We start from the raw sequence: 19,550 nt of genomic DNA on the forward strand, positions 1-19,550 counted from the left end.
ACCTCCTGATCATGCGTATTAACCTGTAAACCATGTCCCCGGTTAGAAATGTAAACGATGTCCCCGGTTTGTACCGGGGCAAGCCCCCTCCCACATTTGGATCGCAGCCTAACAATTAGATGGTGGTCAGCCGTCAGGCCGCCACGGGAGCAAGCTCCCTCGCCACAGGTCCTGCGCCATACCCAGAATTGTGTAGATACCGAGGCCCCGATGGCGCTGAATCAGTCACCTGATGAATCGACTGACACACCGCCATCGGGGGCAAGCCCCCTCCCACATTTGGATCGCAGCCTAACAATTAGATGGTGGTCGGCTGTCAGGCCGCCAGCGGGAGCAAGCTCCCTCGCCACAGGTCCAGCGCCATAACCAGAATTGTGTAGATACCGAGGCCCCGATGGCGCTGAATCAGTCACCTGATGAATCGACTGACACACCGCCATCGGGGGCAAGCCCCCTCCCACATTTGGATCGCAGCCTAACAATTAGATGGTGGTCGGCTGTCAGGCCGCCCGCGGGAGCAAGCTCCCTCGCCACAGGTCCAGCGCCATACCTATACGGTGAACCTCATACACCGAGGTGCCCGCATCACAGGCACACCAGCACCCACATCTCGTCCCGCATCAGTTTCGAGATTTTCGGTAATCAATCACATACGGCACTTTTTTGTCGAAAGTCTTCTCCAGCTCATCGCGGTCCAGCTTGGTCATACCGCCCAACTGATGGGCAGTAAACCCGCTGTCACCGACCTGTGCCCCCGGCGCCAAGCTGACCATCCGCTTGGCCACCGCCTCAATGGCGTCGCTATAGCCGCCCTTCTTGTTCAGATTGAAAGCCCCCAGGTCGATCTGCGTGCGCAACCAGTTCCCCCAGTAAAACTCCAGGAACTCCGGCGCAACTTCGCCAGCATCAGGCTTGCCATAAGCAGCCTTACGAGTGAAATACACCAGGCTGCGAAAGGTGTCGTCCTGCAGATGCTTGAACCCCAGGTGAGCCGGCAACTGCTCAGGCGGCAGGGCCTGGCCTTGATTGTCCTTGAGCCAGACTTTGCGCGCGGCCTGCATGCGCTGCCAGAAACGCTGCATGTCCGGGCTGTTGCTGAAGTCATCCGTAACCTTGACCCACATTTTCAAGCGGGGGCCGCCGCCGGGCACTTCCCACAAGGTGGTGAAGCTGTGGTGACCGTCGGTCAGGTACAACTGGCCACCGGGGCCGACCACCACGGTTTTCATGTCCTCGGGATGGCTGCCCACCGGGTCCTTGCAGGTAAAGCTGGCAGGCTTATGCAGGTCGGCGCCCTTGGGGACTTTATCCGCCTCGCCCTGGCCATTGGTCTCACAGTATTCATCAAAGACCTTGGCAGGTTTGTCGGCAAACAGCCCGAGGCTGTAGTAAATCTGGTCAAAACCCACCACGGCCTGGGTCGGGTGTAATTGTTCGAGGGCCACCTCGATCACCTGCCCAGGCTGAGGTGTAGAGAATGCCTGGGCGTGGGCAGCCATCCCACACAGCAACAATGCAACAGTCCATGAATGCAGACGCATGAGTTTCAAATCCTTATCGATAAAGTGAAGCGGTTATTTACAACGCGAGCGGCTAGAATCAACCCTATCCGTGAACCATCAAATAGCCAGGAGCCATGATGAGCTCAACCAACCCGCCCTCCCACACCGCCAAGCTGGACCGCATCCTCGCCGATGCCCAGCGCGACCGGGAAATGGGCTACCGCGACAAAGCCTTGAAGATGTACCCCCACGTGTGCGGCCGCTGCGCGCGTGAGTTTGCCGGCAAACGCTTGAGTGAACTGACCGTACACCACCGTAACCACAATCATGATGACAATCCCCAGGACGGTTCCAACTGGGAGTTGTTGTGCCTGTATTGCCACGACAACGAGCACTCGCGTTATACCGACCAGCAGTATTTCGGCGAAGGCTCCACCAGCAGCCCGACGATTGCCAAGGCCACGCATAACCCGTTTGCGGCGTTGGCGGGGTTGATGAAGAAAGACGACTGAATGGGGTCAGCGGGCTAGCGCTGCGCAACAGCCCCAATAAAGCCAGCTAAACAGGCGGTAATTGGCGTTGGGGCCGCTTCGCGCCCCAGCGCGCGGCAAGCCCGCTCACCACATTGTTTAGGCCAATCCCCGTATAATCGCCGTTTTTCTCCAAGGCACCCTTCCCCGTGGGCAATAAACGCTACAGCTGCATCGGTCTGTATAACCCCAAATCCCCCGAAAACGTCGGCTCGGTCATGCGCGCCGCCGGCTGCTACGGCGTGGCCTCGGTGTTCTACACCGGCGTGCGTTACGAGCGCGCACGGGACTTCATCACCGACACCAAGAAAGTCCACCACGACATTCCGCTGATCGGCATCGATGACCTGAAAAAGATCCTGCCGCTGGGCTGCATCCCCGTTGCCGTGGAACTGGTGGAAGGCGCCCGCCCGCTGCCGGAATACACCCACCCCGACCGCGCGCTGTACATTTTCGGCCCGGAAGACGGCTCCCTCGACAAAGAGATCCGCGACTGGTGTGAAGACGTTGTGTACATCCCGACCACCGGCTGCATGAACCTCGCCGCCACCGTCAACGTGGTGCTCTATGACCGCCTGGCCAAGGGCAACAACACCCGTTCGGGCCCCAAGTACTGATTTTTTGGGAACATCCGGCGCCTGCGGGCAGTCAGCTATTTATCACTAGCCCTTGTTGGAGACAGACCATGAGCGACAGCAAAACCTTGCGCCCTATCATCGAGCACACCCCGTTTGAACCTCAGCCCACGCAAAACGTGCACGGCTGGGAACGTATCGGCTCGGTGGCCGGTGGCGTGATCATGGTCGGCAAAGGCCTGCGCCGTGGCGGGCTTTTCGGCTTGATCCAGATAGCGATCGGCGGCGTGGCGCTGGCACGTGGCTTCACTGGGCACAGTTCGCTCAAAGACAAGCTGGAACAGGGCCGCCATGAAATGAACACGGTGCGCACGAAGATCGAACGAGCCGGGGAAGAGTTGAAGAACTTGAAGACCAAAGCCGAAGTGGCGGTTGAGAAAGCCACCAAAACCGCTGGCTGACGCCACGCTCAACGAGATTGAAGATCCCCCTGTGGGAGGCGGCTTGCCCCTCCCACGGTGGGTCTGCGTCAATGCAATAATTTGGAATCCAGCACCACTGACGACTCGCCGATAATGCTCTCGGCCAGTTGCACGAACTCCGCAGTGGTGATGCTGTTTGCCCGCATCACCGCTTGCGCGAGGTCATCCAGTGAACGCTTGTTATGAGTCTTCACGCGGATCTCGCGGTCCAGCTCCTGCAGCACCACCACCGCCCGTGACACCGTCGCGCCGCTGACGTGTTCGCCACGCAGGCTGGTCACGTCCTTGCCTTCCTTGGCCAGCCGCACCTGTATCGCCTGATAACGCTCATCGGTGATGCCCCCGGCTCGGCGCACCAGTTCAATGGCGTAGTAGTCGGCCAGGCCTTCGCTGATCCAGTCACTGGTGTCGTGGTCATTGAAGCGGCCAATCGCCTGCACCACCTCACGCACCAACGGGCTGCTGCCGTTTTCGCTGACCAGCGGCGTGCGGCTGTTGAGGTAGATCGAGTCGCGTGCCGAGAACGCCCCGCGGCGCATCGGGTCGCTGGCGCCCACCACCAGCAGCTTGGCCGGATGCCGCGGGAACGCGGCTTCCACCTGAGGCCAGACGAAGGTCAGCAACGTCAGTACATCCATACGGCGCATCGCCTGGCCCTTGGGCGAGGCCACGGTGACTTCCGTCTCGCCCAGGCGCACGCGGCGGCTGCCGAGGTTGCCGGCGAGCATCCAGCCGGTGGGCCGGTCGAACAGGCGCGAGACGTTGTCGATACGGAACGTGTTCTTGCCGATGCGCGGCCAGGCGGTCTCGACACTTTTCCAGCCGGCCGGCAGCTCGAACACCAGGCGCGAGACCAACTCGACGCCGTCCTGCTGGTCAAGCCGTGCGGTTGGCACCAGGTCTTCACCGCGAAACAACGCCCAGCTCGGCGTCATGCGCGCTTCATAGATACCCGGTTTGCGCGCGTGGGTAAGGCGCACGCGGTAGGTCAAGCTGGCTTTGCTGGCGCTGGGATGCCAGAGGCCACGGTGCTCGTTGACGCTCCACTGGCCGTCGGCCTTGAAGTCGCTGTAGTCGCCATCGCGGCCCAGGTCGAAGTTCAGGCTGCGTACCGCCGAGCCCTGGGACAGGCTTACACGTACCTCGGCCTGATCGCTCTGGGGCAACAGTTTGACGTGATAATCCAGGTCGACTTTCTTTGCGCACCACGCCGGCGTGCTCAGCGCCAGCAGCAGCACAGGTACCGCCCGCTTGAATCCCCCCCTCATACCCACTCCTTGTTCAGCCCGCTCGGAAAATGAGGTAATCCTCCCAGTCATCCTCGGGCACGCTGCCTTCGCTGAGCATGCGCCCGGACTGGGAAATACGTTCATGGTGCACGGCGTCGCGGTCACCGCAGACCAGGTGGTGCCACAGCGGCAGGTCCTTGCGTTCGCTGACCAGCCGGTAGCCGCAGGTCGGCGGCAGCCATTTGAACTGGTCGGCCTGGCCCGGGGTGAGTTGGATGCAGTCCGGCACCGACGCACGGCGGTTGGGGTAGTCGGTGCACTGGCAGGTTTTCAGGTCGAGCAGCTTGCAGGCGATACGCGTGTAATAAACGCTGTTGTCGTCTTCGTCCTCAAGCTTCTGCAGGCAGCACAGGCCACAGCCGTCGCACAACGACTCCCACTCCTCCTGGTCGAGGTGTTCAAGGGTTTTGCGTATCCAGAAAGGTTCGACTTTGGCGGCCATGGCTCTACATCAGTATCGGTAGGTGAAAAGGCCGCCAGTCTAGTGCCCACGGCGCCTGGAACCAAGCGCTAGCGACTGGCGGTGTAACAACACTTGTCAGTCTAGTGGCCGCGCAGTAGCTTTGAGCGCCGAATTGACGATCAGGAACTGCTCATGACCCGTGTTGCCGACTATCCGATCCACACCCAGTTCACCGACCGCTGGTCGCCTCGTGCCTTCACGGGCGAGAGCATTTCCCAGGAAACCCTGCTGAGCTTTTTCGAAGCCGCACGCTGGGCACCTTCCGCCTACAACTCGCAGCCGTGGCGTTTCCTCTACGCGCGCCGCGACACGCCGGACTGGGAGCGTTTCCTCGGTTTGCTGAATGAATTCAACCGTGGCTGGGCCCAGCATGCGTCGGCCCTGGTGATCATCGCCTCGAAAACCGACTTCATCGCCCCCGGTGCCACGGAAGAAACCCCGGCCCTGTGGCACACCTTCGACACCGGTTCCGCGTGGGGTCACCTGGCGCTGCAAGCCAGCCTCAGCGGCTGGCACACCCACGGCATGGCCGGCTTCGATCAGGAACTGACCCGCAAAGAGCTGAAAATCCCGGAAGGTTATGCACTGCATGCCGCCGTGGCCGTGGGCAAGTTGGGCGATAAGTCGACATTGCCTGAATACCTGCAAGGCCGCGAAACACCCAGCCCGCGCAAGCCGTTGAGCGAGCTGGTGTCCGAGGGTAATTTCAGCCTCTAAGCCTGACGCAATCCGAAAGGTGGGAGGGGGCTTGCTCCCGATAGCGGAGTGACAGTCACTGATTGCTTTGACTGATCCCCTGCAATCGGGAGCAAGCCCCCTCCCACATTTGGAGTTGCGTTGTGTCAGTAACCGCGCTCGAAATCCACTTCGCCGCGCAGCGCTTCCTTGGCCTCATACGCCCGCAGGTTTTGCACAAACAGCTCCACCATCAACTCCGGCGATGTCGGCGCCGAGCTGTGCCCGGTCAGCAGCAGACCCCAAGCGGTCCAGAACGGATGACGCTGCGGCAACGGCTCCTGCCGGCAGACGTCGATCACCGCGCCCGCCAAATGGCCCTCTTTCAACGCCTCGACCAGGTCGGCATCGACCACCGCCACTCCGCGCCCGACGTTGATGAACAAGCCGGTCGACTTGAATTGCTTGAACAGCGCTGCGTCGTACAGGTCATGGGTACTCGGCGTGTTGGGCAGCAGGTTGATCACGTAGTCCACCTCCCCCACCAGCCGGCCCAGTTGGTCGAGCCCGGCCACTTCGATAAACGGCGCCTGTTCGCGTGCGGTGCTGGCGATGCCGTACAGCTTCACGCCAAATGGCAGCAGAAAATCGGCGACACGCTGACCGATATCGCCGGTGCCGACGATCAGCGCCTTGCGCCCCGCCAGGCTCTGGCCCATGCGGTTGTCCCATTTACGTTCGACCTGGCTGACCAAACGCGCCAACACTTCGCGCTCGTGCCCGAGCATGTAGGTGAGGACAAACTCGGCCATGACCTGGCCAAAGATGCCGACTGCACGGGTCAGGCGGTAATCGCGGGGCAGGCCTTCGGCCAGCAACGGGGTGATGCCGGCCCAGGTCGATTGCAGCCATTGCGGATGATGGCCTTGACGCAATAACGTCGCCAGCAGGTCCGGCTGGCCCAGCCATACCGGGCAATCGGCGGCCAGGCGTGACAGCTCGGCCGAGTCGCCGCTGGTCAGCACTTCCAGGTCCGGTGCCGCCTCGCCCAGTAATTGGGCGTAGAGCGGGTGATCCTGTTCAGCAATCAGAACACGCATGCTTAAAACCTTTCAAAAACAGTACGAGCGGCCGCCCGCATCCTTACGGCCACCGCTCACTTATACGATTCCATTAAAGCAAGTACCCCGAACGGGGCACGGATCGATCACATCGGGTCGTTGCGGCGCAGCAGCTCTTCGGGCAAGTGTTCGATGTACTCGTCCTCGGCCGGCGGCATTTGCAGGTGGTAGCCCTGCTTGTCGAGGTTTTCCAGGACCACGGCGATGTCCTCGCGGGACAGTTTGCGCTCGGGCGTCAGCACCATGTCGAACGCGTGATGGGCCTTGCCGAAGGCCTCCATCAACGGTTCAGGCACCCGCTCCAGGGCATCGCTTTTCAGCACGTAGAGGTACATCCCGTCTTTTTTCTTGCTGCGATAGATGGAGCAAATACGTTTCAAGGCTGTTCTCCGGCAGTGGCCAGGCTGTCGAGCAGCGCCTGGCCCATCAACTCGCGGCGCCAGCCACGCAGCGAGTCTGGCAATTTATAAGGCCCGTCGGGGTAGCCACTTTTGACCAGGGCCTCCAGGGTTTTCTTGCGCAGCATCAGTTCCGGCGCCATGTCCAGGCGCTCGGCGAACGTTTGCCCCAAGGCGCGCAGTTGCTTGATCAAAGCGGCGGCATCCACCGGCAACGGTTCGGCAACGGCGGGCGGCCATTGGTCCATCGACACGCTGCCGGCCCGCTTGATCAGGTCCAGCAGGAACTGGCCGTCCTGACGCACGGTGCGCGGGTGCATGTCTTCGATCTTGCCCAGGGCGGCGAGATTATCCGGCTGGGATTTGGCCAGGGGCCACAACGAGTGTTCACGAATGATGCGATTGCGCGGCAGGTCACGCGCACGGGCTTGCTGCTCGCGCCACGCGCACAGTTCACGCAGCACGGCGAGTTGGGCACGCGACAGTTTCCACGCCAGCTTGGCGTCGCGGTACACCTCGTACGGGTCGACTTCGCGGCGCAGGTTGGCGACCAGTTCGGCACCGTCGTCCAGCACCCAGGCGTACTTTTCGTCTGACAGTCGTGGACGCAAACGCGTGTAAACCTCGGCCAGGTGCACCGCGTCTTCGGCGGCGTAGCTGATCTGCGTCTCGGACAGCGGCCGCTGCAGCCAGTCCGAGCGGGTCTCGCCCTTGGGCAGCTCGATATCCAGCACGGCTTGCACCAGGCGCGAATAGCCCATGGAAAAACCGAGGTTCAGGTAAGCCGCCGCCAATTGGGTGTCGAACAACGGCACCGGCAGGCTGCCGGTCAAGCGCAGCAGCACTTCGAGGTCTTCACTGCACGCGTGCACCACCTTGATCACCGCCGGGTTTTCCAGCAAGGCGGCCAGGGGTTGCCAGTTGTCGATGGTCAGGGGGTCGATCAGGTAAGCGCGTACGCCATCACCGATCTGGATCAGCCCGGCAATGGGATAAAAGGTGTCGACCCGCATGAATTCGGTGTCGAGGGCGACGAATGGCAACTGCTGCCATTCGGCGCAGTGCTGGCCGAGGCTATCGTTGTCGCAGATCCAGTGAATATCGATGGCCACACGGCTCTCCCTTGAAGAATGGCGCGCAGTATATATCGCGAAAGGGACTTGCGAGCATTCGCAGTGCACAGGCGACCATGAAAACTCAGACAGGTGGTGAAGAATAGTCCGACAGGCGGGACTTATCCTCTCTTACGTAACACATAGACCCGCCACAGGCTTGAGCCCGGCATGAATTCCTGATGATGCAGGACCTTGAAGCCGGACTGGCGAAACTCGTCCTCTACGGCGGTACGAGAAGGCACGGAGACAATCACCGTGTCGCGGCTGACCCGGTGAAACTCGCGCAGCAACGCCAGTCGCCCTTCGCTGCTGGGTACATGGCGAAACAATTCCAGGCAGAAAATGCAGTCCACCGCATTCGCCGACAACCCGATGGAAAACGCCGAGCCCTGGAACGTCTTGACGCGCTTGAGCAACGACACGGGGTGATGGGTGCGAGCGTGGTCGAGCATGTCCTGGGAATTGTCCGAGGCCAGGATCACCCGGTTGACGTGTTCGGCCAGCACCGGCCAGAAGCGCCCCGAGCCGCAGGCCAGGTCCAGCAACAGCCCGGGTTCACCGGCGACTTTCAGCGCCTGGCGCACCATCCATTCGTCGCGCCACGACGCCAGGCGCTGTCGCAGCCCGGGCGGATGTGTTTCGCCGCAGACCCTGGCGTGCTCACGGTCGCAACGCTCGGCGTATTCGATCTCGATGGAGGAAGGTGATTGTGGCGACATCGCGGGCTCATGTGGGTTGAACGGTAGTGAACGACCTTGATTCGTAGCTTAACCACTGCAATGTCAAAAAAAGGTCGAAGCCTTCACTGCCGTAAACCTGATCACGCCGGGTGCAGGTACCAACGCCAATCCTGCTCGCCCACTTCGCCCATGAACTGGCGGTATTCGGCGCGTTTTACCGCCAGGTACACGCCGAGGAATTCACTGCCGAATGCCTCTCGCGCCCAGCGTGAATCTTCAAGGGCACGCAGGGTGGTCAACCAGTCGGTGGGCAGCAATTCCTTGGCCTGGGCGTAACCGTTGCCTTCTACCGGGGCGCCGGGGTCGCGTTGCTCACGGATGCCGCGGTGGATGCCGGCCAGGATCGCCGCCGCGGCCAGGTAAGGGTTGGCGTCGGCGCCGCAGATACGGTGTTCGATATGCCGGGAGTGGGCCGGCCCGCCCGGTACGCGCAGGCTGACGGTGCGGTTGTCCACGCCCCAAGTGGCGGCCAGCGGCGCGTAGCTGTTGGCCTGGAAGCGGCGGTAGGAGTTGGCGTTGGGGCAGAACATCAATAGCGAATCGAGCAATGTGCTGAGCATGCCGCCCACCGCCTGGCGCAGCAGCGGCGTGCCGTCGGTGGCTTCGCTGGCGAACAGGTTGTTGCCCTCGGCATCCGCCAGGCTCACGTGCATGTGCATGCCGGTGCCGGCAAGGTCGTCGAACGGCTTGGCCATGAAGCAGGCGGTCATCCCGTGTTTATGTGCCACGCCCTTGACCAGGCGTTTGTAGCGCACGGCTTCGTCCATGGCTTGCAGGGCGTCGGTGCGATGCTCCAGGGTGATTTCCACTTGGCCCGGCGCGTATTCGGAAATCGCCGTGCGCGCAGGAATGCCCTGCAGCTTGCAGGCGCTGTAGAGGTCGGCGAGGAACGGCTCGATCTGCTCCAGTTCGCGCAGGCCGTAGACCTGGGTCGAGCGCGGGCGCCCGCCATCCACATCGCGCGCCGGTTGCGGGCGGCCATTGCTGTCGAGCTTCTGGTCGAGCAGGTAGAACTCCAGTTCCGCCGCCATCACCGGGTAATAACCATCGGCCTTGAGGCCGTCGATCACCTTGGCCAACAAATGCCGGGGGTCGGCCACGGTCGCGGGCAGGCCTTCTGTCGGATGCATGCTGACTTGCACCGCTGCAGTGGGGATCAGCCGCCACGGCATGCGCTGCAAGCTGCCGCTGATCGGGTAGGCGCGGCAGTCAATATCGCCCACGTCCCAGACCAGCCCGGAGTTTTCCACGTCGTCGCCGTTGATGGTCAGGCCAAGAATGGTGCTGGGCAGCGGCCGACCACTCTCATACACCGCCAGCAACTCATCGCGGTGCAACAGCTTGCCGCGCGGTACGCCATTGTTGTCGAGGATAAACAGCTCGAACATTTCGATGTCCGGGTGCTGTTCGAGGAAAGACTGGGCTTCGTGCAGACTGGCAAAAACACTCATGGGCATTCTCATACGTATGTGTCGGGCAGGCGCACAGGCGCGCGCCATCCAGGGGATGGATCAACGTAGGAATAAGGTGTCTGGTGGGCGTGCGTGTCGGCAGTGGAACAGGGCCCAGAACGCGAGATCGGACGGCAGTGTCGCGGGGTGAGTGTCGGAGGAGCCGTCCATGCGGGAATCACAGTGCGAGAGATAAGCGCGAGCGTCACACGCCTGTATAGGTGTTTAAATCCAGGGTTGACGGAGTTTGGTTGCAGCTTGGCTAAACATTCGACGCACCTTGCCACCCTGCCCCGCGCTGGAAATAATGAGCGCCCTCGACATGCCCCAAGGACTCGACCGCATGAAAGCTCTTTTAGCCCTGTGTGTACTCGGTCTGGCGACCAGCGCCCTGGCCGACACCGCCCCCTCGCGCCTGGACGAAGTACTCCAGCGCGGCACGCTGGCGGTGTGCACCACCGGCGACTACAAGCCTTACACGTCCCTGCGCGCCGATGGCAGTTATGAAGGCATCGACATCGCCATGGCCGAGTCCCTGGCAAAAAGCCTCAACGCTAAAATCCAATGGGTGCCCACTACGTGGAAAACGCTGATGCCGGACTTCCTGGCCCAGCGCTGCGATATTGCCGTGGGCGGAATTTCGGTGTCCCTGGAACGCCAGAAGAAAGCCTTCTTCAGCCAAACCCTGGGCGTCGACGGCAAGATCCCACTGGTGCGCTGCGCCGATGTACAGCGCTATCAGACCGTCGAGCAGATCAACCAGCCCCAGGTGCGCGTGATCGAACCGGCGGGTGGCACCAACGAAGTGTTCGCCCGCACCCATCTGGGCCAGGCGCAAATACGTTTGCACGACAACGTGACCCTCTTCGACGAGCTGCTGGCGGGTAAAGCCGACGTGATGATCACCGACGCCAGCGAAGCGCGTTACCAGCAAAAACTCAAGCCAGGCCTGTGCGCGGTCAACCCGGAGCGGCAGATGCAGTACAGCGAAAAAGCCTTTTTGCTGCCGCGTGATGATGTGGCGTGGAAGAGCTATGTCGACCAGTGGTTGCACTTGAGCATGGCCACCGGGGTGTATGACGGCATTGTTAATCAATGGCTGGCGGCGCCTTGAGCCACAGGCGTCTACGCTGTGGTCACACCAACAATAACGAGGGATGGGCCATGAAGGGATTGCTCCGACTCACCTGGCTGCTGCTGTTGTGTTTCAGCCAGGTGCACGCCGCGACGACTCAGGACGAGGACGCGCAGGCGGCCAAGGCATTGCTGGAAAAAGCCTTGGCTTACTACAAGAGCAACGGCGACAAGGCGTTTGCCGCCTTCAGCCGGCAGGGCGAATTCGTCGACCACGACCGCTATGTGTTCGTGGTCGACACCCAGGGCGTGTTGCTGGCCAGTGGTGGGCCCTCCTCTGCCTTGATCGGCCGCGATGTGTCTGAAGTGCTCGGCCCGGATTTGCGTGAGTCGTTCAAGGACGCGCTCAAGCGTCCGGAAGGCCAGGGCATCCAGCAGGCCGATTACCGCTGGCAGAATTGGAACGATGGCAAGGTCGAGCATAAACACGTGTTTTATCAGCGTGTGGGCGAACGCATCCTGGCGGTGGGTTATTACTTGCCTCGGGCCACGCCGGAACAGGCCAGGGCCTTGCGCAACAAGGCGGTGAACGCGTTGCTCAAGGATGAAAGCGGTACGCTCAAGGCCATTAACTCATTGCAGGGGGGGTTCTTGCAGGATGATCTCTATGTGTTTGTGGTCGACCTGAATACCCAGCGCTATGTGGCTCATGGCACTAATCTGCGGCTGGTGAATACTGACTTCAGCAAGATCAAGGATCCGGATGGCAAGCCGGTGGGGGAGCCGATTCTCAGGATGATGGCGGAGCAGGATCAGGGGGAATACAAGTACCGTTGGAAGAACCCGGTGACTGACAGGGTTGAGAATAAGCATGCGTATGTGCGCAAGGCTGGGCATTTTATGGTGGCTGTGGGTTATTACAGCCCTTGATGGGGCTTTGACTGTGGGGGGCTGCTCAATCTAACGGTAACTCCGCGATCCAAATGTGGGAGCGGGCTTGCTCGCGAAGGCGGCCTGACAGCCGACCTGGATGTTGGATCAGACTGAGTACATATCCGTTATTCAGGTAACGGCCACTGTTGGTTCCGCTCTTACAGCGGGTCACTTTTGAAAGGAGCCCAAAAGTAACCAAAAGGCTCTTGCCCCAACACTCGGCACCTCGCTCACGCTCGGTGTGCCCGTAATCCGACAGGTATTTGGGGGGCCGCCTGAGATCAAAAGCTAGATCAAGGTCACGATCAAGAGCGGCTCGCTTCGCATCGTGGTTACGGTTGAGTGCTACACGCTTGTGTAGATAACTCGGCGTCACTGCGGTTTATTTTGCCTTGTCCTCACGGCCGCGCAGCACTCGGTTCGGCATTGCGATTGCCGCCGCTAGCCCCAGCAGTGACACCGCTGCACTGACCATCAGCAAATGCCGGAATGTCACTGCCAACTCGCCGCGCAGGGCGTCCTGCGCGGGGCCGGGGGCGGCGTTGAGGCCGTCGAGCAGTACGTTGCCGGAACTGCCTTCGGCCACCACTGCGCCGGTGGCCAGGTGGGCGAAGCTGGAATCTTGCAGCAGCGCCAGTAGCAGTGCCGACATGCACGCTACCCCCACGGCCCCGCCCAGGGAGCGGAATAGGTTGGTGGTGCTGGTGGCGACGCCGATGTCGCGCTGGTCCACCGAGTTTTGCGTACCTACCAGCGAGGTGGGGAATTGCATGCCGGCAGCGATGCCGCACAGCAGCATGAACATCGCCGTCAGCCCCACCGCCTGGGGCGCGCTCAGGGCCATGCCGAGGATCGCGAAGGGGCTCAGCAATGCGCCGCTGAGGATCATCGGTTTATAGCGTCCGGTCACGGAGGTCATGCGCCCGGCAAAATAGGCGCCCATCGGCAAGCCCATGGCCAGCGGCAGCAGGTGCAGGGCCGCGCTGTCGGCCCCGGAGCCGGTCACCGTCTGATAGCGCAGCGGCATCAGCACCGTCAGGGAAATCGCCTGGAAACTGGTGAAAAAGATCGTGCACCAGCACAACACCGCGCTGCGGTTGGCGAACAGATGCATCGGCAGCAACGGCTCGCGTGCGCGGCGCTCGTGCCACACGAATAACGTCAATGCCACCAAGGCAGCCAGCAACAGCCCCAGCACTTCGTGGTCACGCCAAGGGTGGCCCTGGCCGATTTCGGTGATGCCCAGCAGCAAGGCGGTCAGGCCGATGATCATCAGCACAGTGCCGAGGTAATCGATGATCGGCTTGCGTTGCGGCACCGGCAGCCCCACCAGGGTGCGATGGGCCACGTACCAGGCGCCTGCGCCCAAGGGTAGGTTGATCAGGAACACCCAGCGCCATGACAGGTACTCGGTCATGTAGCCGCCGAGCACCGGCCCGGCGACGCTGGCCACCGCGTACATGCTGCTGAAATAGCCCTGGTAACGCCCGCGTTCGCGGGGCGGGATGATGTCGCCGATGATCGCCTGGCTCACCGAGATCATGCCGCCGGCGCCGATGCCCTGGAGGATCCGCGCCAGCACCAGTTGCTCCATGCTTTGCGCCATGCCGCAGAACAGCGAGGCCAGGGTGAACAGGCCCATGCCGATCAGCATCATCGGCCGGCGCCCGTAGAGGTCACCGAGCTTGCCGTAGATCGGCACCGCCACGGTCATCGCCACCATGTAGCCGGAGATGACCCAGGCCAACAGGTTGACGTCGTGGAACTGCGCGGAGATGGCGGGCATGGACACGGCGACAATGGTCTGGTCCAGGGCCCCCAGGAAGATCGCCATCATCAGTGAGGCGAGGATGCTGCGTACGGCGGGCAGCGGCGGAGCGGGCTGATTGAGGTGCGTCACGGCAGGACCTTCGAGCAAGGCCCGCGGGAAAAGGCGGCCCGCGGGAATGCTCGATACGATAGCAGGCTATTCGATAGCTTCGTAAGGAAGTCCAACGTAATTTTCTGCGATGGTTTTGCGCCCCGCCTCCGAGTGGATGAAGTATTCAAGCTCACTCTCGGCGATGCGCTGGCTGAAGCCGTCCGCCTCGGGAAACTGGTGCAGCATCGAGGTCATCCACCAGGAAAACCGCTCGGCTTTCCACACCCGCCGCAGGCAGATGGCGGAATAGCGCTCCAGCAAGTCCACCCGCCCTTCGCCGTAGACCTTGAGCAAAATCCGATACAGCGTGCTCACATCGCTGGCCGCCAGGTTCAAGCCCTTGGCGCCGGTGGGCGGCACGATATGCGCGGCGTCCCCCAGCAGGAACAGGCGCCCGTACTGCATCGGTTCCACGACGAAACTGCGCAGCGGCGCGATGCTTTTCTCGATCGACGGGCCGGTTACCAAGTCCTCGGCGAGGTGGCTGGGCAGGCGGGTTTTGAGTTCATCCCAGAAGCGTGCGTCGGGCCATTCATCGATCGGTTCGTCCACCGGCACCTGCAGGTAATAGCGGCTGCGGGTCGGCGAACGCATGCTGCACAAGGCAAAGCCACGCGGGTGCTTGGCGTACACCAGTTCAGCGTGCACCGGCGGTGTATCGGCAAGGATGCCCAGCCAGCCGAAGGGGTAGACCCGCTCGAAGACCTTGAGTGACTCCGCCGGGATCGATTGACGCGCCACACCATGGAAACCATCGCACCCGGCGATGTAGTCGCACTCCAGGCGAAAGGCTTCGCCCTGATGCTCAAACGTCAGCCAGGGTCGATCACTTTTGAGGCCATGGGGCTGCACGTCACGGGCTTCGTAGAGGGTGATCGCGCCAGCGTCGGCGCGGGCGGCCATCAGGTCGCGGGTGACTTCGGTCTGGCCGTAGACCATCACCGACTGACCGCCGGTCAGTGCCTTGAGGTCGATATGGGTAAGCTGGCCATTGAGCGCCAACTCGAAGCCATCATGCACCAGGCCTTCGCTATCCATACGCTGGCTGACGCCCGCCTGCCTCAGCAGATCGACCATGCCTTGCTCCAATACGCCGGCTCGGATGCGGCCTTGCACGTAATCGGCGCTCTGGCGCTCTAGGATAAGGGTCTCGATACCGGCATTGTGCAACAGCTGGCCGAGCAACAGTCCCGAGGGACCGGCGCCGATAATGGCGACTTGAGTTTTCAGCGTTTTCATTATTTTTATCGCCCGCATGCTTCACCCGAACGGATAGGGTGAAAGAATTGTCAGTGGTCTTGTAGCTGACATTTTTCACTTGAGTGGCCAGCATAAGAAGGTGAAAACTGAGCCAAAGCCTGCGCTTTTTGCCAATCGGGGCGATTACCGCACCACTCTCCTGGGTATCGGATTGAAACCATGACCAAAACCGCGATTCCGGTCTTCAAGCTTTACGGGGAAAACCAGCAATGGCCGACGCCCGATTTGTTGCACTGTGAAACCATTTCCCGGCGCAGTCGGGAATACCAGTGGGAAATCCAGCCCCACCGGCACGCGGATCTGTGCCAGTTGCTGTATGTGCACAAAGGCCAGGCAGAATTGGAGATCGAAGGTCAGCGCTCCACGTTGAACGAAGCGACATTGCAGGTATTGCCGCCGCTGTGTGTGCACGGGTTTCGTTTTTCCGAGGATGTCGAAGGTTATGTGGTGACGCTCGCGGCACCGCTGGTCAGCCATTTGCAAACTCAGTTGGGCACCACGGTCGACGGTTTACAGGCGCTGGGCAACTACCCGGCGGGCAAGGACAGTGATTACCTGAACAGCCAGTTCGCCCGCTTGCAGGATGAATACGCCGACGAACAACCGGCGCGGGACATGATGATGCATGCGCTGGTCAGCGTGCTGCTGGTGTGGATCAGCCGCCAAGCCATCCAGCGTCGCCACCCACGGGCGCCACGGGGGCGCGAGTATTTTCGCAAGTTCACGCAATTGGTCGAGCAGCATTACCGCGAACACCCGAAGATCGAAGACTTGGCCCACAAACTGGGCATCTCGGTCTCACACCTGAACGGCACGTGTCGGGAATTGGGTGGGCAGCCGGCACTGCAGATCATGCACGACCGCCAATTGCTGGAAGCCAAGCGCCTGCTGACTTACACCAGCATGACCATCAATGAAATGTCAGAGGTATTGGGGTTTTCCGACCCGACCAACTTCTCTCGACTGTTCCGCCGACGCGTCGGGTTCTCGCCCAAGGCGTTTCGCGAACAACTCAAGGCCGAAACACCGCAGCGCTAACGGTGGGCGCGGGCTGCCACCTTTGCATCCCCTGAGGGCGGTTTTTAGCGCAACGCGCTGAAACTGCCAGTATGGGGAACGCATTGATCCTGATGGCAGCTGATCGCAAAGGTTGGCTGCATACGGGTCTGCTCCACGCGGTAGGCGGCAGTCCCGTACAGTGCGCTGGCAATGGCGCACAGGCTGAAAATCATCAGGTACTTTCTGGTTTTAATGCTCATGGCACAGACCTCTGAGCGGATCTACACGGTGCTGTCTAAAGCATAGGTCAACCAGGCCAAGTTGCCATTATCGGGCGACATTCAACACGTTTATGTCGGCCTAGAGACCGACATCCCACGCCGGCTCTTCCGGGAACCTCAGCACCAGGAAATCCAACAGGCTGCGCAGTGCCGACGGCATGTGCTTGCGCGAGGCGTAGACCGCGTAGATGTTCATCTGCCGAGGCTCAGCCTCGGGCAGCAGGCGCACCAGTTCGCCACGGCGGATGTAATCACCGGCCTGGTAAGTGGGCAGCATCGACACCCCGGCCCCGGCCAGCGTCACTCGCAACAAGGTGCTGGCTTCGTTGGAGGTGATGTTGCCGTTGATGGGCACCGAGACGTGCTCGCCACCCTCTTCGAAATGCCACAGGCTTTTGCCGAAATAGGAATGGGTCAGGCAGTTGTGCGCGGCCAGTTCCTCGACTTTCCGAGGGGCCGGATGCGCCCGCAGATAGGCCGGTGAGGCGCACACCACGGAGCGGCACACGGTCAGGCGCCGCGCAATGAGGTTGGGGTCCAGGTCGTTGCTGGTGCGGATGGCCAGGTCGATGCGTTCATCCACCAGGTTCACCGTGCGATCGAGCATTTGCAGGTCGACGGTCACCAGCGGGTAGCGCTTGACGTACTCGGCGATGGCCTCGGCCAATTGCGCCTGGCCGAATGAGGTGCTGACACTCAGGCGCAGCAAGCCACGGGGCGCGTCATCCGGCTCGCTGACGGCGGCCTGCATATCGCAACACAATTCCAGCAATTGCCGACAACGTGGCAGAGTTTCACCGCCGGCCGCCGTGAGGCTGAGCTTGCGCGTGGTGCGGTGCAGCAGGCGTGCGCCGACCCAATCTTCCAGCTCGGCCAGGTAGCGCGACACCACCGGGCGCGACAGGTCCAGATGATCGGCAGCGGCGGACTGGCTGCCCAGGTCCACCACCGTGACAAACACGCGCATTGCTTGAAGACGATCCATGATCTGCCCGATTTCAGAAACAAACTATGTCCCAGCATCGCATTTTTAGTCTGGTTTTGTGCAACTAAGCTCTGTGCATCCCTCACCGATGCTGGAGCTGCCCGATGTTCTCAACCCTCAAGCGCTTGACCCTGGCGACCGCCGCCCTGGCCTTCGCCGCCCATGCGGCGGCAGCCGACCTGACTCTGGAGGTGTACAACCCAGGCGAGGCCGCGATCTTTCCGGTGAGCTCGGTGCTGGTCAGCGGCGCCAAGGACGCGATCCTGGTGGACGCCCAATTTGGCAAGGGCCAGGCCGAACAGTTGGTCCAGAAGATCCGCGCCAGCGGCAAACACCTGACCACCATCTACATCAGCCATGGCGACCCGGACTACTACTTCGGCCTCGATACCCTCACCGCCGCCTTCCCCGACGCCAAGGTGCTGGCCCCGCAACCGGTGGTCGACCACATCAAGGCGACCGTGGACGGCAAGCTTGCGTTCTGGGGCCCGAAAATGGGCGCCGATAAACCCGCCCGAACCCTTGTGCCGCAGGTACTCGAAGGCCACAGCCTGAACCTCGAAGGCCAGCAACTGGACGTAATCGGCCTGGACGGCCCGCAGCCGGACCGCAGTTTTGTGTGGATCCCGTCGATCAAGGCCGTGGTCGGTGGCGTAGTGGTCGCCGAAAACATTCACGTGTGGATGGCCGACACCCAGAGTGCGCAATCCCATAAAGACTGGCTGACCACCCTGCAACGCATCGAAGACCTGAAGCCGCGCACCGTGATCCCAGGCCATTACCTGGGCACACCGTCTCTGAAATCCGTGGCCTTTACCGCCGACTACATCAAGGCCTTTGACGCCGAGACCACCAAGGCCAAGGACTCCGCCGCCCTGATCGCGGCCATGAAAAAGCGTTACCCCACCCTCGCCGACGAAAGCTCGCTGGAGTTGAGCGCTAAAGTCGCCAAGGGCGAAATGAAGTGGTGAATGGTGTTAAACCCTAACGTACTGGAGAACGTCATGAGCAAGATTGCAATCATTGGGGCCACCGGCCGTGCCGGTAGCCAACTGCTGGAAGAAGCGTTGCGTCGTGGGCATAGCGTTGTGGCGATTGCGCGTAACACCGACAAACTGGCGGCGCGCCCGGGTGTCACCGTCAAGCAAGTGGACGCACTGGATGCAGATGCGCTGCAACAGGCCATCAGCGGCAGCGACGTGGTGATCAGCGCCGCGCACTTCGCCACCCTACCCGCCAGCGCCGTGATCGCACCGGTGAAAAAAGCCGGGGTGAAACGCCTGCTGGTAGTGGGCGGTGCCGGTTCACTGCTGCTGCCGGGTGGCGGGCGAGTGATCGACAGCGAGGGTTTCCCGGCAGAGTACAAGGCCGAAGCCAGTGCCGGCGCAGCATTTCTCGAAGCACTGCGTCAGGAAAAAGAGCTGGATTGGACCTTCCTGTCGCCGTCGGCGGAGTTCGTTGAAACCGAACGCACCGGCACATTCCGTGTAGGTCAGGATGATCTGCTGGTCAGCAGTGAAGGCCGCAGTTGGATCAGCTTTGCCGACTACGCCATTGCCCTGATCGACGAAGTGGAATCGCCCAAGCACTCCCGCCAACGCTTCACCGTCGGCTACTGACACAACACAGTTAAAACGGTGGGAGGGGGCTTGCTCCCGATAGCGGTGGGTCAGTTGAAATATCGTTGACTGAACCACCGCCATCGGGAGCAAGCCCCCTCCCACATTGGGATCTTCAAGTCGCTGGAAACGTTGAA

Annotated in this window: 21 protein-coding genes; 9 read left to right on the top strand and 12 right to left on the bottom strand. The window is 61.5% G+C overall.

From position 1 onward, the window contains the following. Positions 1–620 precede the first annotated feature (620 nt). Positions 621–1,541 (bottom strand): ParB/Srx family N-terminal domain-containing protein, encoded by a 921-nt coding sequence (locus BM403_RS31065; protein ID WP_093546993.1) that lies wholly within the window; start codon positions 1,539–1,541, stop codon positions 621–623. 98 nt (positions 1,542–1,639) lie between these two features. Here BM403_RS31065 and BM403_RS31070 point away from each other — a divergent pair, with 98 nt between their 5' ends. The 3 genes from BM403_RS31070 (at position 1,640) to BM403_RS31080 (ending at position 3,068) form a co-directional block, all read left to right on the top strand. After that, a complete protein-coding gene (locus tag BM403_RS31070; RefSeq protein ID WP_003210675.1) occupies positions 1,640–2,014 on the top strand; it encodes a YajD family HNH nuclease in 375 nt (124 codons plus the stop codon). A gap of 167 nt (positions 2,015–2,181) precedes the next feature. Next, positions 2,182–2,649 carry an RNA methyltransferase gene (locus tag BM403_RS31075; RefSeq protein WP_003189607.1) on the top strand — a complete coding sequence of 156 codons (468 nt, stop codon included), beginning with the start codon at positions 2,182–2,184 and terminating at the stop codon, positions 2,647–2,649. A 68-nt stretch (positions 2,650–2,717) separates the two neighbouring features. Beyond that, a complete protein-coding gene (locus BM403_RS31080) occupies positions 2,718–3,068 on the top strand; it encodes a YgaP family membrane protein (RefSeq protein ID WP_012722814.1) in 351 nt (116 codons plus the stop codon). 68 nt (positions 3,069–3,136) lie between these two features. On the opposite strand, the gene BM403_RS31085 is transcribed toward BM403_RS31080, so the two are convergent. Together BM403_RS31085 and BM403_RS31090 are read right to left on the bottom strand one after the other, a co-directional pair. Next, positions 3,137–4,357: a hypothetical protein gene (locus BM403_RS31085; protein WP_093546996.1), complete on the bottom strand. Its 1,221-nt coding sequence runs from the start codon at positions 4,355–4,357 to the stop codon at positions 3,137–3,139. Positions 4,358–4,370: 13 nt separating this feature from the next. Beyond that, positions 4,371–4,820 carry a YcgN family cysteine cluster protein gene (locus BM403_RS31090; RefSeq protein WP_003172524.1) on the bottom strand — a complete coding sequence of 150 codons (450 nt, stop codon included), beginning with the start codon at positions 4,818–4,820 and terminating at the stop codon, positions 4,371–4,373. Between the two features lie 153 nt (positions 4,821–4,973). Here BM403_RS31090 and BM403_RS31095 point away from each other — a divergent pair, with 153 nt between their 5' ends. After that, a complete protein-coding gene (locus tag BM403_RS31095; protein WP_093546999.1) occupies positions 4,974–5,558 on the top strand; it encodes a nitroreductase family protein in 585 nt (194 codons plus the stop codon). 125 nt (positions 5,559–5,683) lie between these two features. Here the strand turns inward: BM403_RS31095 and BM403_RS31100 are convergent, their stop codons facing one another. The 5 genes from BM403_RS31100 to BM403_RS31120 all read right to left on the bottom strand — a co-directional run bounded on the left by BM403_RS31100 (position 5,684) and on the right by BM403_RS31120 (position 10,341). Beyond that, complete coding sequence (locus BM403_RS31100) at positions 5,684–6,616, bottom strand: D-2-hydroxyacid dehydrogenase (protein ID WP_012722810.1); 933 nt, start codon at positions 6,614–6,616, stop codon at positions 5,684–5,686. A 107-nt stretch (positions 6,617–6,723) separates the two neighbouring features. Then, the gene (locus tag BM403_RS31105; RefSeq protein WP_003189597.1) at positions 6,724–7,017 is read right to left on the bottom strand and encodes a YcgL domain-containing protein; all 294 of its coding nucleotides are present in this window, start codon (positions 7,015–7,017) and stop codon (positions 6,724–6,726) included. After that, positions 7,014–8,147, bottom strand: coding sequence for a ribonuclease D (gene rnd / locus BM403_RS31110; RefSeq protein WP_093547002.1), 1,134 nt, complete (start codon positions 8,145–8,147; stop codon positions 7,014–7,016). The genes BM403_RS31105 and rnd overlap by 4 nt, the downstream gene beginning before the upstream one ends. Before the next feature lie 122 nt (positions 8,148–8,269). After that, positions 8,270–8,869 carry a class I SAM-dependent methyltransferase gene (locus BM403_RS31115; protein WP_046036821.1) on the bottom strand — a complete coding sequence of 200 codons (600 nt, stop codon included), beginning with the start codon at positions 8,867–8,869 and terminating at the stop codon, positions 8,270–8,272. 101 nt (positions 8,870–8,970) lie between these two features. After that, positions 8,971–10,341 (bottom strand): glutamine synthetase family protein, encoded by a 1,371-nt coding sequence (locus BM403_RS31120; RefSeq protein ID WP_093547005.1) that lies wholly within the window; start codon positions 10,339–10,341, stop codon positions 8,971–8,973. A 343-nt stretch (positions 10,342–10,684) separates the two neighbouring features. Here BM403_RS31120 and BM403_RS31125 point away from each other — a divergent pair, with 343 nt between their 5' ends. Then, complete coding sequence (locus BM403_RS31125; protein ID WP_043204953.1) at positions 10,685–11,455, top strand: transporter substrate-binding domain-containing protein; 771 nt, start codon at positions 10,685–10,687, stop codon at positions 11,453–11,455. Between the two features lie 50 nt (positions 11,456–11,505). Further along, the gene (locus tag BM403_RS31130; protein ID WP_043204951.1) at positions 11,506–12,345 is read left to right on the top strand and encodes a cache domain-containing protein; all 840 of its coding nucleotides are present in this window, start codon (positions 11,506–11,508) and stop codon (positions 12,343–12,345) included. A 385-nt stretch (positions 12,346–12,730) separates the two neighbouring features. Here the strand turns inward: BM403_RS31130 and BM403_RS31135 are convergent, their stop codons facing one another. Beyond that, on the bottom strand, positions 12,731–14,248 hold the full coding sequence (locus BM403_RS31135; RefSeq protein WP_093547014.1) for an MDR family MFS transporter: 1,518 nt from the start codon (positions 14,246–14,248) through the stop codon (positions 12,731–12,733). Between the two features lie 66 nt (positions 14,249–14,314). After that, the gene (gene pobA / locus BM403_RS31140) at positions 14,315–15,499 is read right to left on the bottom strand and encodes a 4-hydroxybenzoate 3-monooxygenase (protein ID WP_175538125.1); all 1,185 of its coding nucleotides are present in this window, start codon (positions 15,497–15,499) and stop codon (positions 14,315–14,317) included. 189 nt (positions 15,500–15,688) lie between these two features. Between pobA and BM403_RS31145 the strand changes: the two genes are divergently transcribed. After that, on the top strand, positions 15,689–16,567 hold the full coding sequence (locus tag BM403_RS31145) for a helix-turn-helix domain-containing protein (RefSeq protein ID WP_093547008.1): 879 nt from the start codon (positions 15,689–15,691) through the stop codon (positions 16,565–16,567). A 44-nt stretch (positions 16,568–16,611) separates the two neighbouring features. Here BM403_RS31145 and BM403_RS31990 read toward each other — a convergent pair whose 3' ends face one another. After that, positions 16,612–16,788, bottom strand: coding sequence for a hypothetical protein (locus BM403_RS31990; RefSeq protein ID WP_012722801.1), 177 nt, complete (start codon positions 16,786–16,788; stop codon positions 16,612–16,614). Between the two features lie 100 nt (positions 16,789–16,888). Next, on the bottom strand, positions 16,889–17,794 hold the full coding sequence (locus BM403_RS31150) for a LysR family transcriptional regulator (protein ID WP_012722800.1): 906 nt from the start codon (positions 17,792–17,794) through the stop codon (positions 16,889–16,891). Between the two features lie 104 nt (positions 17,795–17,898). Between BM403_RS31150 and BM403_RS31155 the strand changes: the two genes are divergently transcribed. Then, complete coding sequence (locus tag BM403_RS31155; protein ID WP_093547011.1) at positions 17,899–18,765, top strand: MBL fold metallo-hydrolase; 867 nt, start codon at positions 17,899–17,901, stop codon at positions 18,763–18,765. 33 nt (positions 18,766–18,798) lie between these two features. Beyond that, a complete protein-coding gene (locus tag BM403_RS31160; RefSeq protein WP_093547017.1) occupies positions 18,799–19,413 on the top strand; it encodes an NAD(P)-dependent oxidoreductase in 615 nt (204 codons plus the stop codon). Positions 19,414–19,550 lie beyond the last annotated feature (137 nt).

It is taken from the genome of Pseudomonas sp. OV546 (genome assembly GCF_900116845.1).
GTDB classification, from domain to species: Bacteria; Pseudomonadota; Gammaproteobacteria; order Pseudomonadales; family Pseudomonadaceae; genus Aquipseudomonas; species Aquipseudomonas petroselini.

Coding starts and splice junctions, on each gene's coding strand:
- BM403_RS31065 (WP_093546993.1), bottom strand. CDS start 1,541: ATGCGTCTGCATTCATGGACTGTTGCATTGTTGCTGTGTGGGATGGCT.
- BM403_RS31070 (WP_003210675.1), top strand. CDS start 1,640: ATGAGCTCAACCAACCCGCCCTCCCACACCGCCAAGCTGGACCGCATC.
- BM403_RS31080 (WP_012722814.1), top strand. CDS start 2,718: ATGAGCGACAGCAAAACCTTGCGCCCTATCATCGAGCACACCCCGTTT.
- BM403_RS31085 (WP_093546996.1), bottom strand. CDS start 4,357: ATGAGGGGGGGATTCAAGCGGGCGGTACCTGTGCTGCTGCTGGCGCTG.
- BM403_RS31090 (WP_003172524.1), bottom strand. CDS start 4,820: ATGGCCGCCAAAGTCGAACCTTTCTGGATACGCAAAACCCTTGAACAC.
- BM403_RS31095 (WP_093546999.1), top strand. CDS start 4,974: ATGACCCGTGTTGCCGACTATCCGATCCACACCCAGTTCACCGACCGC.
- BM403_RS31100 (WP_012722810.1), bottom strand. CDS start 6,616: ATGCGTGTTCTGATTGCTGAACAGGATCACCCGCTCTACGCCCAATTA.
- BM403_RS31115 (WP_046036821.1), bottom strand. CDS start 8,869: ATGTCGCCACAATCACCTTCCTCCATCGAGATCGAATACGCCGAGCGT.
- BM403_RS31120 (WP_093547005.1), bottom strand. CDS start 10,341: ATGAGTGTTTTTGCCAGTCTGCACGAAGCCCAGTCTTTCCTCGAACAG.
- BM403_RS31125 (WP_043204953.1), top strand. CDS start 10,685: ATGAAAGCTCTTTTAGCCCTGTGTGTACTCGGTCTGGCGACCAGCGCC.
- BM403_RS31130 (WP_043204951.1), top strand. CDS start 11,506: ATGAAGGGATTGCTCCGACTCACCTGGCTGCTGCTGTTGTGTTTCAGC.
- BM403_RS31145 (WP_093547008.1), top strand. CDS start 15,689: ATGACCAAAACCGCGATTCCGGTCTTCAAGCTTTACGGGGAAAACCAG.
- BM403_RS31990 (WP_012722801.1), bottom strand. CDS start 16,788: ATGAGCATTAAAACCAGAAAGTACCTGATGATTTTCAGCCTGTGCGCC.
- BM403_RS31150 (WP_012722800.1), bottom strand. CDS start 17,794: ATGGATCGTCTTCAAGCAATGCGCGTGTTTGTCACGGTGGTGGACCTG.
- BM403_RS31155 (WP_093547011.1), top strand. CDS start 17,899: ATGTTCTCAACCCTCAAGCGCTTGACCCTGGCGACCGCCGCCCTGGCC.
- BM403_RS31160 (WP_093547017.1), top strand. CDS start 18,799: ATGAGCAAGATTGCAATCATTGGGGCCACCGGCCGTGCCGGTAGCCAA.